The organism is Desulfoscipio gibsoniae DSM 7213 (genome assembly GCF_000233715.2).
In the GTDB taxonomy this organism is placed as follows: Bacteria; Bacillota; Desulfotomaculia; order Desulfotomaculales; family Desulfallaceae; genus Sporotomaculum; species Sporotomaculum gibsoniae.
Map to the genome: position 1 here is coordinate 4751825 of NC_021184.1, position 15791 is coordinate 4767615.

At 44.0% G+C, this 15791-nt stretch carries 11 protein-coding genes; 6 read left to right on the top strand and 5 right to left on the bottom strand.

Annotated features, from left to right (window positions below):
* Positions 1-789: 789 nt before the first annotated feature.
* Positions 790-2580 (top strand): GTPase HflX, encoded by a 1791-nt coding sequence (hflX, locus tag DESGI_RS22180; protein ID WP_006522266.1) that lies wholly within the window; start codon positions 790-792, stop codon positions 2578-2580.
* Between the two features lie 392 nt (positions 2581-2972).
* Here hflX and DESGI_RS22185 read toward each other — a convergent pair whose 3' ends face one another.
* The 5 genes from DESGI_RS22185 to DESGI_RS22205 all read right to left on the bottom strand — a co-directional run bounded on the left by DESGI_RS22185 (position 2973) and on the right by DESGI_RS22205 (position 10403).
* Positions 2973-4670 carry a glutamine--tRNA ligase/YqeY domain fusion protein gene (locus DESGI_RS22185; RefSeq protein ID WP_006522265.1) on the bottom strand — a complete coding sequence of 566 codons (1698 nt, stop codon included), beginning with the start codon at positions 4668-4670 and terminating at the stop codon, positions 2973-2975.
* A gap of 203 nt (positions 4671-4873) precedes the next feature.
* Positions 4874-6079: an NADP-dependent isocitrate dehydrogenase gene (locus DESGI_RS22190; protein ID WP_006522264.1), complete on the bottom strand. Its 1206-nt coding sequence runs from the start codon at positions 6077-6079 to the stop codon at positions 4874-4876.
* 273 nt (positions 6080-6352) lie between these two features.
* A complete protein-coding gene (locus DESGI_RS22195; RefSeq protein WP_041285046.1) occupies positions 6353-8137 on the bottom strand; it encodes an NADH-dependent [FeFe] hydrogenase, group A6 in 1785 nt (594 codons plus the stop codon).
* Between the two features lie 14 nt (positions 8138-8151).
* Entirely contained in the window at positions 8152-9879 is a 1728-nt protein-coding gene (locus DESGI_RS22200) for a NuoF family protein (RefSeq protein ID WP_006522261.1), read from the bottom strand.
* Positions 9870-10403 carry an NADH-quinone oxidoreductase subunit NuoE family protein gene (locus tag DESGI_RS22205; protein WP_006522260.1) on the bottom strand — a complete coding sequence of 178 codons (534 nt, stop codon included), beginning with the start codon at positions 10401-10403 and terminating at the stop codon, positions 9870-9872. The genes DESGI_RS22200 and DESGI_RS22205 overlap by 10 nt, the downstream gene beginning before the upstream one ends.
* Before the next feature lie 214 nt (positions 10404-10617).
* On the opposite strand from DESGI_RS22205, the gene DESGI_RS22210 reads away from it, so the two are divergent.
* From DESGI_RS22210 to DESGI_RS22225, 5 genes are all read left to right on the top strand, one after another.
* Positions 10618-12024 carry a sigma-54 interaction domain-containing protein gene (locus DESGI_RS22210; protein WP_245561132.1) on the top strand — a complete coding sequence of 469 codons (1407 nt, stop codon included), beginning with the start codon at positions 10618-10620 and terminating at the stop codon, positions 12022-12024.
* A 295-nt stretch (positions 12025-12319) separates the two neighbouring features.
* Positions 12320-13174, top strand: a complete 855-nt coding sequence (locus DESGI_RS22215) for a 3-hydroxyacyl-CoA dehydrogenase family protein (protein ID WP_006522258.1) — start codon at positions 12320-12322, stop codon at positions 13172-13174.
* A gap of 16 nt (positions 13175-13190) precedes the next feature.
* Entirely contained in the window at positions 13191-13340 is a 150-nt protein-coding gene (locus tag DESGI_RS24970; protein ID WP_006522257.1) for an enoyl-CoA hydratase-related protein, read from the top strand.
* A gap of 44 nt (positions 13341-13384) precedes the next feature.
* A complete protein-coding gene (locus tag DESGI_RS22220) occupies positions 13385-14590 on the top strand; it encodes a thiolase family protein (protein ID WP_006522256.1) in 1206 nt (401 codons plus the stop codon).
* Between the two features lie 53 nt (positions 14591-14643).
* Entirely contained in the window at positions 14644-15780 is a 1137-nt protein-coding gene (locus DESGI_RS22225) for an acyl-CoA dehydrogenase family protein (protein WP_006522255.1), read from the top strand.
* Positions 15781-15791 lie beyond the last annotated feature (11 nt).

Genomic DNA, 15791 nt, shown 5'->3' on the forward strand with positions numbered 1-15791 from the left:
AACGTTTGAGGCTAAGAAATAATATACCGCTATAACAATACAGGGAACAGCATATTAAGAAATTCGTTATTTTTTGCATTATTCCTCCCTGCAAATGTTATTTTTTTAGAAACTAGTCCAAAACTTGTCCATAACAATAATTTTGTTGTGTCTATTTATTGTAAACTAATTAACCAGTCACAGTCTATAGGTGGTACATGGCAATTTACCACGGATTCGGTAGTTGGTACTTATCGGCATTATACTTCCGCCAATTTTTACCCAATATACAAACGACTCAACACCGGGCATGTTCAATTAGTCACAATGACAGGCATACATTTAAGTTATGTTTTTAATTATTTAACCGGTGAATTAGTTCCCGGCAAATAAAACGGGACTAAATAATTGAACTTGCTGCCAGAAGCGTGTTAAGAATCTATTCACCATGTAATGCTATTCGTTATATTTCTATAATATTCCTTCCATAAAAACGTTACTTTTCACTCAAGTCCCACGATTATATTTTAACTGACTGCTCGGCCATAGTCCACAGGTGGTAGATGGCAAAACTTCAGTAAGACACGGGGACGTTTCCGCTGTCTTACGCCTTCACTAAGTCACTAAAATAAGCCACGGAGACGTTTTTACTGCCTTACGCCCTTCGCTATGCTCCGGGGATACTAGAATCGTCCCCGCGACTCCGCTAATCTTTAAATTACGCTTTAGTGATAGTCACAGTTATTGCCCCAATTATGTCTATGTTATAATTATTCTCGGATGAAAAATGTCCTTCAGGGATGTGATAATTTGACCAAAACAGTTTACGGTAACACCCGGGGTCTCAAAAAGGTTGACCTGGATTTATTGCAAGGAATTTACGAACTGGCAATTGATAAAAACATGATTATATCGCTGGAAATAGCCCAAATTATGGCGGTTATATCCAGCAGTAACCAGCGGGAATTGGTCGTGTTTATGGACCGGCAGGGGAGGGTGGCATCCGTTGGTGTGGGCGATGCTGCCACGGTGCAGCTTAAAGCCCAAAGCAGGCGGCGAGGTGAACACCGTCTGGCAGGCTTGCGATGCATCCATACCCACCCATCGGGCAGCGGGCAGTTAAGCGCGGTTGACTACGCGGCTCTTTACGATATGCGCCTTGATGTGATGGTAGCCCTGGGAGTGCAGGACGGTAAAATAAAGGAAGCCTGTTTGGCCTGCCTGGAACCCCGGGACGGACAACTTACTCAAAACTTTCAAAATTTTGGTCCAATGTCTTTTGCGCAATTGGCCGCATTCCCTTTAACGGCGTTAATCCAAGACATTGAAGATAGCATCAAACCTCCTGCGGCGGTATCGACAAGCAAAACCCGGCAAATCGAGAAAGCTATCCTGGTTACCATAGCCGGTGAGGACACCCTTGACGAACTGGCCTTGCTGGCCGACACTGCGGGAGCAACACCCGTGGCCAGAGTGACCCAGCACAGGAAAAAGCCTGATACAGCGTTTTTTATCGGGCGGGGCAAGGTGGAAGAATTGGCTTTGCACAGGCAGAGCCTGGGAGCCGAGTTGGTTATATTTGACGACGAATTAACCCCCACCCAGGCCCGCAATTTGGAACACGCCATTGGCTGCCGCATTGTAGACCGTACAACGTTAATACTGGACATTTTTGCCCAGCGTGCCCGCACTAAAGAGGGAAAGCTGCAGGTTGAACTGGCCCAGCTGCGTTATTTATTACCCCGCCTAACCGGGCTGGGCACCGCCCTGTCCCGCCTGGGCGGCGGCATAGGCACCCGCGGCCCGGGTGAAACCAAGCTGGAAACAGACCGCCGCCATATCAGGCGGCGTATTGATGAGCTTACCAACGCCCTGGAACAAGTGCGCCGGCACCGTCAACAGCAAAGGCAAAACCGGCGTGAATCGGCCTCGCCTGTGGTGGCCCTGGTTGGGTATACCAATGCCGGTAAAAGCACTTTATTAAACGCCCTTACCCAAGCGCAGGTGTATACGGCAAACCAGCTATTTGCCACCCTGGATACCACCACCCGGCGATTGCAACTGCCCGGCAACCGGGAAGTGCTTTTAACCGATACAGTGGGCTTCATCCGCAAACTACCCCACCATTTGGTAAAGGCCTTTCGCGCCACATTGGAGGAAGTCATTGAAGCAGATCTTTTGCTGCACGTGGTGGATGCATCTCATGCCGGTTTAGCCGAACAAATTGCTGCAGTGGAAGCTGTTTTGAAAGAGCTGGGGGTGCAGGATAAACATACCATACTGGTTTTTAACAAAATAGATCAGCCGGTCAACCATCAACTGCTGGAGCAAGTTAAACTATCATACCACTGCCAGTTTGTTGAAGTATCCGCCCACACCGGCACAGGCCTTGAGCAGCTAAAAGAATTAATCGCCCAAAATACACTTCACCAGCAACGACTGCTTAAAGGCCGGCTGCCGTATGATAGAACGGACCTGGTGGCCCTGTTGCACCAGCACGGGAAAGTTTATAGCGAAAAATACGGCCCGGAAGGCATCCAGGTGGAAGCGGCAGTGGATGAATGTTACTGGGCGGCACTGGCCCCGTATCTTAAGACATAGGGACGTTTCCATTGTCTTACCCCGGCACTTCCAAGCCACGAGAGGCATAAAGACGTTTCCGTGTCTTCCTTCGGTCCTTTGCAGCACATAAAGTGAGTAAGCCAGGGAACGCTACCTTCATCTTCTAATGGTCTTTTGGCCCTTCGTTGCTTCTGAAACGCTTGAAAAATCCGCACGAGATTCACTTCGGAATTCTACGTTGGCTCGGCTTCTGCGGTACTCACTCATTTCCGTATAGACTCCGTACCTCAATGCTTTTGTCGCCTTGATAGGTGCCAGATGTTGAAAGGTTGAAAATCAAAGATTTTCAACCTTTCAACATCTGGCACCTAAACCAAAGAAAGACCTCTCCTTTGTTAGTTGCATGGAGAGGTCCTTTTAAGTATTTTAATCTATTTATTACCCTGTGCCTTTTGTATCTTAGCCCAGGAATCCTTTAATGAAACGATCCGGTTAAACACCGGTTGACCGGCAGTTGTTTCCGTATCAACGCAAAAATACCCCTGTCTTAAAAATTGGTACCGGTTCCCCGGGTGCACGTCCGCCAGGCTGGGTTCCACCAGGCAAGAGGTCAATATCTCCAGCGAGCCGGGATTTATATTGGACCTGAAATCTTCATCCTCTTCCGGGTTTTCTTTTATGAAAAGGTGGTCATACAAACGCACTTCGGCTTTAACCGCGTGGGCGGCTGAAACCCAGTGCAGTGTGCCCTTTACCTTGCGCACCTCATTAGACATGCCGCTGCGGGTATCGGGATCATAGGTGCAATGCAGCTCTAATACCTGACCGGTTTGCTCGTCTTTGACCACCCGCTCGCATTTAATAATATAAGCATGTTTAAGCCTTACCTCACGGCCCGGAGCCAGGCGGAAAAATTTCCTTGGGGGGTCTTCCCGAAAATCATCTTGTTCAATATACAGTTCCCGTGTAAAAGGCACCTGCCGGAATCCCATATCGGGATGCTCGGGGTTATTCTCGGCATCCATCATTTCCACACGGTCTTCCGGGTAGTTATCGATGATAACTTTGAGCGGATGCAACACTGCCATCGCACGCAGCGCCCGGTCATTTAAATCTTCTCGGATGCAGTGTTCCAGCATGGCTATATCAACAAAACTATTGCTTTTAGCCACGCCGATCCGATCACAAAAGTCCCGAACGGCTTCCGGAGTATAGCCGCGCCTGCGCAAACCAGATATAGTGGGCATGCGCGGGTCATCCCAACCACTGACAAACCCCTGCTCCACCAGCGCCCGCAGCTTACGCTTGCTCATCACAGTATGGCTGAGATTGAGCCGGGCAAATTCAATTTGCTGCGGGCGACAAGGAACGTCCAAGTTATCCAGCACCCAATCGTACAGCGGGCGGTGATCTTCAAACTCCAATGTGCATATGGAATGGGTAACTTCCTCAATGGCATCCGAAATTGGGTGGGCAAAGTCATACATGGGATAAATGCACCATTTATCGCCCGTACGGTGATGATTGGCCCGCTGAATGCGGTACAGCACCGGGTCACGCATGTTTAAATTAGGCGATTTCATATCTATTTTCGCCCGCAGCACCCGGGACCCGTCCGGGAATTCTCCAGCCCTCATTCGCTGGAATAAATCCAGGTTCTCCTCCACCGAGCGGGTACGGTAGAGACTGTCTTTTCCAGGCTCTGTAAGAGTGCCACGATACTCCCTGATTTGCTCCGCAGTTAGATCGCAGACATAGGCTTTGCCAGCTTTGATTAACGCAACGGCATACCCGTAGAGCTGTTCAAAATAATCTGAAGCATAAAACAGCCGGTCACCCCAATCAAAGCCCAGCCACTTAACATCTGCCTTAATGGAATCGACATATTCGACTTCCTCTTTAGTTGGGTTGGTATCGTCAAAACGCAGGTTACATAGACCATGATATGCTTCCGCCAGGCCGAAATTCAAACAAATGGACTTGGCATGTCCAATGTGCAGATACCCGTTTGGTTCAGGTGGAAACCTGGTGTGTACCCGACTATCGTTTTTATCTTGCTTTAAATCCTCATTGATAATATTCTGAATAAAATTTGTACCGCCGGATAATTCATTTTGTGGGGCCTTCATACTTTATCTATTCTCCTCCTTGAGCAGGCATTGTATGGCACGTTTAAATTTGGTTCATATTTCCATATATTACCCAAAAATACTGCCAATTATGTGGCTAATACATTTTCTCTCGTTTTCTACATTTATGTCAACAGGCAAGTGAGGACGTTTTGCCTACCCCTAAAGGACAAGCAAAAGCGTCCCCACTTACCTGCTCAAACTTACCGTCTTCCCAGGCGTGCATTAACTTCTTGCAGAAATTCCCGGGTATTGACTATCTTCTTTTCCCCTTCTGCCAGCAAGGCCAAGTCTTTGGTCATTATCCCTGCTTCTATGGTATCTACGGCTGCTTGTTCCAGATCGGCGGCAAATTGAACTAAACTGGAGATGCCGTCCAATTCACCTCTTTTTCTCAATGCGCCTGTCCAGGCAAATAAAGTGGCCACCGGATTGGTTGACGTTTTTTCACCCTTTAAATACTGATAATAATGCCTGGTCACTGTACCATGGGCAGCCTCGTACTCAAAACAACCATCAGGCGAAACCAAAACCGAAGTCATCATGGCCAGGCTGCCAAAGGCGGTGGCCACCATATCCGACATTACATCACCGTCATAATTTTTACAGGCCCAGATAAAGCCACCGGAACTGCGGATTACCCTGGCCACGGCATCATCAATGAGTGTATAGAAGTATTCAATTCCCGCCGCTGAAAACTTGTCCTGGTACTCCCTGGTATAGATGTCTTGGAAAATATCTTTAAAGTTATGGTCGTATTTTTTAGAAATGGTGTCCTTTGTGGCAAACCACAGGTCCTGCTTCTGGTCCAGCGCGAAATTAAAGCAGGCCCTGGCAAAGCTCTCAATGGATTTATCCAGGTTGTGCATAGCCATAATAATGCCGGGCCCGGCAAAATCGTGGATAACCTCTCTGGATACATGCCCATCTTGCCCCGTGAAGACAATCTCCGCCTGACCTTTTCCTTCAATCTTCATTTCCACACCTTTGTAAACATCGCCGTAAGCGTGCCTGGCAATAGTAATAGGCTTTTCCCATGTTTTTATAAAGGGTTTTATATTGTTGACAATTATCGGCGTGCGGAAAACCGTGCCGTCCAGAATCGCCCGAATCGTGCCATTAGGGCTTTTCCACATCTGCTTCAAGTTATATTCTTTAACCCGCTGAGCATTGGGGGTAATGGTGGCGCATTTGACCGCCACACCATATTCCTTGGCAGCCCGGGCAGCTTCCACCGTAATCCGGTCCTCTGTTTCATCCCTCTTCTCAAGTCCCAGGTCAAAGTATACTGTTTTTAAATCTATGTAAGGAGTCAATAAAATCTCTTTAATATCCCGCCAGATAACTCTGGTCATTTCGTCGCCGTCAATTTCCACTATTGGAACTTTCATTTGAATTTTATCTTCCATATATACCAAACTCCCCTTTCATATCAGTACATTATACAACATCTCCGTTTACCAAGAAAGAGCAAGTAGGGCGGGTTCCCAACAGGAGCAATCGAAAGTTTTACACGAAAAAGGCTCAACTGCTGCATATTAGTAAGCAATTAAGCCTTGCTAAAACCTGCGCCTCCACATAGACAAATATAGCTTTGGTGTATTTTTGCCAACATTACAGAAACAAAGCCCAGGAACTTTCCTTCCCGGGCTTGGCTTTTATGAATTTTAGTGCACGAGGCTTCATATTCTTTCCCTTTCTTCAAAATGGGTATGGAGAAGTTCATGTGCCCGTTTGCCAAAGGGCTCTCCCAGATAATTCTTATAAAGCTCCAGGATCTCCTTATTCTCGTGGGATTTTCTCACTTTTTTATTTCTATCCTCTGCATAAATGGCTTCTCTGCGCTTCTTGATGACCTCATCATTTCCATGGTGATAAGGTTGCCCCCCTCCAGCAATACAACCACCGGGGCAAGCCATGATTTCAATTGCATGATAATTGGCTTTACCATCCCTAATATCCTCTAAAATATGCCGTGCATTACCCAGACCGCTGGCAATTCCGATTTTAAGCTCCTGATCACCTATTTTTACAGTAGCTCTACGAACACCTTCCATTCCTCTTAACTCCTCAAACTCAACCTTATCAAGCGGTTTACCTGTCATCCATTCAGAAGCGGTACGGAGTGCCGCTTCAATGACTCCTCCGGCTGTACCGAATATAACAGATGCACCTGTTGCTTCCCCCAGAGGACTGTCAAATTTGCTATCCGGCAGTTTGACAAATTCAATTCCCGCTTCCTTAATCATTGCCCCCAGTTCGCGGGTTGTAATAACAATATCCACATTGTTATGTTCATCCTTCGTAAGTTCCGGACGTTTGGCCTCCGCCTTTTTGGCTATGCAAGGCATGACCGATACTACCACAATATTATCAGGATCCAAACCTTTTTTCTCTGCATAATAAGTTTTGGCAATGGTTCCAAGCATAATATGTGGTGACTTGCAGGTAGAAGGAACATGGATCAACTCCGGAAATTGGTGCTCAATAAACTTGACCCAGGCGGGGCAGCAGTTTGTTAATATCGGTAGTGTTTTATTGTTTTTAAGGCGATAAATAAGCTCCGAAGCTTCCTCCATGATAGTAAGGTCCGCTCCAAAATTCGTATCGAATACTGCATCAAATCCCATGCGTTTTAAAGCAGTTACCATTTTGCCGGTAACAATGGTCCCGGGTTCCATGCCAAAAAGTTCCCCCAGTGCAACACGGATGGCGGGGGCGGTTTGGACTACCACATACTTATCAGGATCATTGATGGCCTCCCAAACCTTATCGCAGTGAAAGGCTTCGGTAAGGGCTGCTGTGGGACAAACCATCACGCATTGTCCACAATACGTACAAGAAGACTCCACCATGGGGATATTGGCAAAGGGGCCAACAAAAGCATTAAAGCCACGACCAATGCCTGAAAGAATCCCACAGGTTTGCACCTCATTGCATGCAGTCTCGCAGCGCCTGCAATAAATACACTTGTTGGCATCCTTAACAATAGCATCGCTGGACATATCCTTGGGATAGTCCATCCTCTCCCCTTCCCAACGAATCTCCCTTACATTCAGCTCCTCTGCAAGGGATTGAAGCTCACATTCCAGATTTTTGGGACATGTGAAACATTCATTAGGGTGGTTTGATAATAGTAATTCCACTGCCATTCTTCTAGCTGTGATAGCCCGAATGGTATCGGTCCGTACCACCATTCCCTCCTGTGCTTTGGTAACGCAGGAGGGTACCAGTTTATTTCGATTATTCCTTGCATCAACCAGCTCTACCATACATACTCTACAGGAAGCTGTTTTATTGTATAATTGGAAATCGTGCAAGTCCAGATGGCACAGGGTAGGGATTTTGACACCCGCTTCATGAGCCGCCTCCAGAATCGTTATTCCTTCGGGGACAGTCAACTCCTGGTCATTGATACGGATATGTATGTTTTTTTTATCTGCATGATTATGCTGCTCAGCTAAAATTTTTCACACCCCCTTTATGATTTCAAACCAATTTTATTCTTTGGCACATACCTTCCCTCTCCCTGGGGATGATCTACATCCTTGATAAAGGCCAAATATTCATGCCAGAAGTGTTTCATAGTACTAATAACTGGATTGGGGGCTGTTTGACATAGTCCACACAGAGAACTGTCCTTTATCATGTATGCCAACTGCTTCAAGGCATCCAGGTCCGCCATGGTAGCCTTTCCTGATGTTATTTTGTGGAGCATTTCAAAAAGTCTTTTGGTGCCTATGCGTCCCGGTACGCACCTTCCGCAAGCCTCATCCATAGTAAACTCTAAATAAAACTTTGCTATATTGACCATATTGTCATCTTCATCCATGATAATCATGCCGCCTGAACCCATCATGGAGCCTGTCTCCAAAAGGTTGTCATAGTCAATAGGTGTATCCAGTCCCTTTTCCGTAATTACCCCGCCGGAGGGGCCTCCCGTCTGCACGGCTTTAAACTTTTTACCATTAGGAATACCACCTCCGATGTCAAAAATTATTTCACGCAAGGTAATGCCCATTGGTACCTCTACCAATCCAACATTATTTATCTTACCTGCCAGGGCAAAGACCTTGGTACCCTTACTTTTTTCCGTCCCCATGGTCGCAAACCACTCTGCTCCCCTGGATATAATCACCGGAATATTGGCAAATGTCTCCACATTGTTTACACAAGTAGGATGTCCCCAATAGCCCTCTTCAGCTGGATATGGCGGCTTATAATTAGGTTCGCCCCGCTTACCTTCGCAGGAGTTGATAAGCGCGGTTTCTTCTCCACAAACAAAGGCACCCGCCCCATATTTGAGCCTAATATCAAAGTTGAAGTCTACTCCAAAAATTCTTTTCCCCAAAAAACCCAGTTCTCTAGCTTGCTGCATGGCAGTGGTCAGCCGGGAGATTGCCAGGGGGTATTCTGCACGAATATAGACTATCCCCTTGTCTGCACCGATTGCATATGCACCGATGGCCATAGCCTCTATTACACTATGGGGATCACCTTCTAAAATGCTTCGATCCATGAAAGCCCCCGGATCCCCTTCATCCGCATTGCAGATGATGAACTTTTCTTCATCTTCTTGCTGTCTGGTAATCTCCCATTTAAGCCCCGTAGAGAAACCTCCGCCTCCTCGCCCGCGAAGACCTGATTTTTTTACGGTCTCAATAACTTCATCCCGGGACATTTGTGTTAGCGCCTTTCCTAATGCTTCATAGCCGCCTAACGCAATATATTCATAAATATTCTCCGGATTAATCAACCCGCAGTTGCGAAGCGCAACACGGAGCTGTTTTTTATAAAAAGTCATCTCTTCCTGTGTATGAACTTTTTCCTTTTTCCGGGGATCTTCATACAGGAGTCTCTCTACCCTTCTGCCTTTGATAATATGCTCTTCAACAATTTCCTTGACATCCTTCAATCCTACACGGACATAGAATACATTATCGGGCTCGATTTTTACGATTGGCCCTTGTTCACAAAATCCAAAGCAGCCTGTACGAATTACCTTAACTTGCTCGACCATGCCCCGGGTTTTTAAAAGGGCTGTTAATATTTGTATGATTTTATCACTATTGTTTGCCAGGCACCCTGTGCCTCCACAGACTAAAATATTTTTCTCTGTTGCTGTAGTATCCCGGTGAAGTCTCGGCTTGATTTTGCCTTTAGATTCCTGTTTTATTTTAGATAACTCCTCCAGGGATTTTATCTGCATACTGCTTCTCCTTTCCGCCGATACGTATTTATAATATCGTCGACATCCTCTACCTTAACCCTTCCATACACTTTGTCATCCACCATGACGACAGGGGCAAGGCCACAAGCGCCGATACAGCGGACATCCTTGATGGTAAATAGCCCATCCTCGGTGGTTTCATTCGACTCAATACCAAGCTTTTCTTTAAATTTTTCAGCGATTTTATCTGCTCCCCGAACAAAACAGGCCGTTCCCATGCAAATACTAATGGTATGTATCCCACTGGGCTTTGTAGTGAAGTAGGAATAAAAGCTTACTACTCCATAAACCTCTGCACCGGGAATACCCAGCTTGCGTGCAACAAAAAGCTGCACATCTCTCGGAAGGTATCCAAAAATGTCCTGAGCTTTATGAAGGATTTCAATTAAAGCCCCTTTGGTAGTCTCCAGGCTGTTTATAAAAGATTCAAGTTCATCATATTTCTTCTTCGGGAATTCTCGTTCCAAAGGTTTGGTAACACCTATTTCCTGAGGTTGCGTCATGATAATCACCACCTTTTCCAAAAATATAAATATGTTCTCCTATATAATTCCAAGAAAGTAAAATTTGATACAGGCCTTTTTTAAAACACATCTTTTTACATGATTCTATTCATTTGAGTTGCTTCATAAAAAAAACTCCATAATTTAATTATTGAAAAGGAAATATGATATTGTTGTCGAAAAATACAGTAAATTTTAATTAACACTTTGAGGAGTGCCCGACTTGACAGAACAAAAAGATATTCAAATGTTAAAACAGAAATTGCTTAACAACGGTGTCTTGGATGTGCTAATTGATAACCCCTATGAAGGCATTGTTGTTGTAGATAAGCAGGGATATATTAGATTAATAAACAATACCTATCTTGAGATGTTGGGATTAAATATAGAAGATGCTATGGGAAAACATATTGCAGATGTTACAAGTCATACGAAATTACCACAAGTTATAGAGTCGGGGAGAACAATTCTATATGACTTTTGGGAAGTAAACGGAAGAAAGTTTATTGTTTTAAGAATTCCAATAATTAATGACGATGGTGAAATTATTGGGGCAATCGGAAAATCCCTCTATGCTGATATGACTTCGGGAAAGTTATTGGCAAAAAAACTCCGACAGTTAGAGAAAGAATTAGAATTCTATAAGGCGGAATTTAAAAAATTTCATAAGGCCAAGTACACTTTTGACAATATAATTGGAGAGAGTGAAAAAATAAAGGAGATAAAAAAATTAGCTTGTCAAATAGCTTCCTCAATATCGACTGTGCTTATTACCGGTGAAAGTGGAACAGGTAAGGAACTGGTTGCTCAGGCTATTCATAATGCCAGTTTCCGAGCTGACAAACCTTTTGTTCGGGTTAATTGTGCGGCTGTACCGGAGAATTTATTAGAGTCTGAGCTTTTCGGCTACGACGAAGGTGCTTTCACCGGAGCTAAAAAAGGAGGCAAACCCGGTAAATTTGAATTGGCTCAAGGTAGCACCATTTTCTTGGATGAAATAGGTGAAATGCCGTTAACAATGCAATCCAAGCTTTTAACTATTTTGCAAGAGCGTGAGCTAGAGAGACTTGGAAGTATTGGTTCGTTAGACCTTGATGTTCGAGTTATTGCTGCAACTAATAGGGATTTGGAAAAAATGATTAAGGATGGTACTTTCCGACAGGACCTTTATTATCGTTTAAACGTAATTAATTTTAAAATGCCCTCGCTAAGAGAAAGGTTAGATGATATACCTTTACTGATAAGTTATTTAACAAAAAAACTCAATAAAAAATTAAATTGTAATGTTCATGGTTTTACAGAAGATGCTGTTCAACTTCTTATGAAGTATCATTGGCCGGGAAATGTGAGGGAGTTGGAAAACAGTCTGGAAAGAGTTTTTGTTTTCGCAAATGAAAAGTTAATTACGCCTGAACAATTTCCTATGTTGTTAAAAATAGTTGACGTCAGTCCCGCACTTTATGAGCCAAAGACATTGACTGAAGCTGTGAGTCAGACAGAAATAAACATGATTACCAGTGTTTTAAAACAGGTAAATGGTAACCGGAGAAAAGCAGCTCGCATACTGGATTTACATCCATCGGTTCTTTATAGAAAAATAAAAAAATACAATATTAAATAAAAAATCACTCCAATTGGAGTGATTTTTTTATTTAATCTCAGGTATCGCAAATTGCGAATATTGATGCAAAAAGAGAAAGGTTATTTAGTTTAGAGATTCTGCAATTTGTCATATTATGGGTTGCAAAAATGAGATTATTTTTATAATAATGCAATATTTCTAAGTTATATAAAATTTTAATTATATTCTTAATACTTTCTGATACTTTAAATATCTCATTATTTTACAACAACCTGTTTTTGTGGCATGGTTTGTGCTCAATTGATAACTATAGTTATTAGAGGAGGAAGTATATATGAATATTGCAAAAATAGCAGTTCTTGGTAGTGGGACTATGGGTTCCGGTATTGCACAAGTAGCAGCTCAATCAGGGTATGAAATTGTTCTTATTGATGTAGAAAAGAGTTTAGTGGACCGGGCTATAACCGGAATTGGTAAGGCTCTCCAGAAAGCCGTTGATAAGGGTAAAATGACGGCTGAAGATAAAGAGCAAGTATTAGCTCGTATGAAGGGCAGTATTACTTATGATGATTGTAAAGAAGTGGATTTAGTAATTGAGGCTATTATTGAGAATATGGACATTAAAAAAGATGTTTATAAGAAACTGGATGAATTATGCCCTGTACATACAATTTTAGCCAGTAACACTTCATCACTTTCAATTACTGAAATGGCGGCTGCAACCAAAAGAGCGGATAAAATTGTTGGTATGCACTTCTTCAATCCCGCCCAGGTAATGAAGTTGGTAGAAGTTATTCCAGGTTTGGATACCTCTCAGGAAACGTTAACTGTTGTTACCGAGTTATCAAAAAAAATGGGTAAAGTGCCGGTTAACGCCAAGGAATCCCCTGGATTTATTGTTAACCGCATCTTGGTTCCGATGATTAATGAGGCTGTTATTGCCCTCGGTGAAGGGATAGGTACCAAAGAGGAAATAGATACTGCCATGAAATTGGGAGCAGGCATGCCTATGGGGCCGTTAGCACTGGCTGATTTGGTCGGTATAGATGTTGTATTGGCAGTTGCCGAGGTATTTCATAAGGAGTTTGCCGACAGTAAATATCGTCCCGCACTACTTTTAAAACAGATGGTTCGGGCCGGGCATTTGGGGCTGAAAACCGGGCGTGGATTTTACAATTATAAGAAGTAAGGTAGGTGAAGAATGAATGGATTACAAAAATCTGCTTTACAGTAAAGAAGGAAACATTGCCGTAATTCAGCTGAACAGGCCCAAGGTGATGAATACTTTAAATCTGGAGCTTGTAACCGAGCTGTATAAGCTTCTTGATGAGGTGGCTCTGGACAAGGAAGTGTAAAGAAAGCAATTAATTGTGGTTTAGCATAAGAAGGGGGTATTTTGATGGAAATTAAAGATGTGGTTATAGTAAGTGCTTGTCGAACCGCTATTGCAAAATTTTTAGGTGGTTTAAAAGATGTATCTGCAAGAGAACTGGCTATCGCTGTCGGTAAAGAAGCTATCGCAAGGGCCGGAATTTCTGCAGATATGGTTGATGAAATTTGTATGGGACAGTGTTTTCCCGGTATGCAGGGTTCCTTACCGGCACGGCAGGTTGGAATGAGAATCGGGCTTCCTCACAGAAGCGGTGCTGTTACTGTTAACCAGAACTGTGCTTCAGGTATGCGGGCGCTGGAGGTTGCTTGTCATAATATTATGTTGGGTAAAACTGAAATTGGCCTGGCAGTGGGTGTTGAAAGTATGACAAATGCTCCCTATTTGATTCCCAAGGCTCGTATGGGTTACAGAATGAATGCAGGAACCATCGAAGACAGTATGATTCATGATGGATTGTTTGATGAACTGGTTCCCGGTCATATGGGAGTAACTGCTGAAAATATTGCGGAAAAGTATGGTATTACCCGTGAGGAATGCGATGAACTGGCACTTATAAGCCATACACGGGTTACAAAAGCAGTTGATGAGGGTATATTCATGCGGGAGATTGTACCGGTAGAAATTACATCCAAAAAAGGTGTTAAGATATTTGATACTGATGAGCATTTTATAAGAGGTGCCAATCTTGAAGCAATGAGCAAACTGCCGCCTGCATTTAAAAAGGGTGGTGTTGTTACTGCTGCCAATGCTTCCGGTATTAATGACGCAGCAGCCGCTGTAGTTATCATGTCCAAGGATAAAGCAGCTGAATTGGGAATCAAGCCCTTAATGAAACTGGTCAATATCTGTTGTGAGGGTGTGGATCCCAAGGTAATGGGACTTGGTCCGGCTGTTGCTATTCCTAAATGTCTTAAGCAGGCCAACATGAAATTTGAGGATGTGGAATACTGGGAAATTAACGAGGCCTTTGCTGCCCAGTGGCTGGGAGTAGGTAGAATACTTAAAGAGGACTTTGATATGGATTTGAGTTTGGATAAAGTGAATCATAACGGTTCCGGAATCGGTCTTGGCCATCCGGTTGGATGTACCGCTCTTCGGATCATAGTATCCCTGTATTATGAATTAGAAAGATTAAATTTGACTGTGGGTGGAGCTTCCTTATGTGTTGGTGGTGGACCGGCTATGGCTTCACTGTGGACCAGAGATATATAAATTTGAAAAATTGCATCTATTCTAATGATAACATTTTTTAAGGGGGAACAATAATGGATTTCTTACTAACTGAAGAACAAGAAACTATGAGACGCATGGCCCGTAAATTTGCGGAGCAGGAAATTATGCCGGTAGCTCAAGAGTATGACGAAAAAAATCAGTTTCCTTATGACTTAATTCCCAAATTGCATGAAACCGGGCTTTTAACCGTTGGGGTTCCTGAAGAGTACGACGGACCCGGCTTGGACACAGTTGGACAGGCAGTAGTTATGGAAGAGCTGTCCAGGGGTTGTGCCGGTGTAGCTACAACTGTTGCAGCATCTTGTCTGTTGGCAGCTGACCCGGTAGTGATTGCCGGAAATCACAAGCAAAAAGAACGTTTCTTTAATGTACTCAATGAAGGAAAATTGGCTGCTTTTTGTCTTACCGAACCCGGTGCCGGGTCCGATGTTGCTGCTTTAAAAACCACAGCTAAACTTGAAGGCGACGAGTATGTAATTAACGGTTCCAAATGCTTTATAACTAACGGTGGCGTAGCTGATATCTTTACTGTTTGTGCTTCGGTGGACCGGAGTAAAGGTCATAAGGGTTTATGCTTTTTCATCGTTGAAAAAGATCGCCCCGGTGTATCTGTTGGTAAGAAGGAAAATAAACTGGGTATTCGCTCTTCCAGTACCACTGATGTAATTTTTGAAGATGTACGTATTCCGAAGGAAAACCTGCTGGGTAAAGAGGGCGACGGTTTTAAAATTGCCATGAAAGCACTCGATATGTCTCGTCCCATGGTTGCCGCCCTGGCCGTAGGTGTGGCCCAAGCAGCTTTTGAATATGCTTCAAACTATGCCAAGGAGAGAGTAGCGTTTGGAAAACCAATAGCAGCTCTACAGGGTATCCAGTTTATGCTGGCAGAAATGGCGATGGAAATTGAAGCAGCCCGCCTGTTAATATACAAAGCTTGTTGGTTAAGAGATGCCGGTATGCCTTATAGCGCTGCTTCCTCACTTGCTAAAGGTTATGCCGGTGATATGGCCATGAAAGTTACCACGGATGCTGTACAGATTCTGGGCGGTTATGGGTACATTAAAGAATATCCGGTAGAAAAATACATGCGTGACGCTAAGATAATGCAGATTTATGAAGGTACCAGCCAGGTGCAAAGGGTAGTTATAGCAGCTAATGTATTGAAATAGTTAAAGTTATA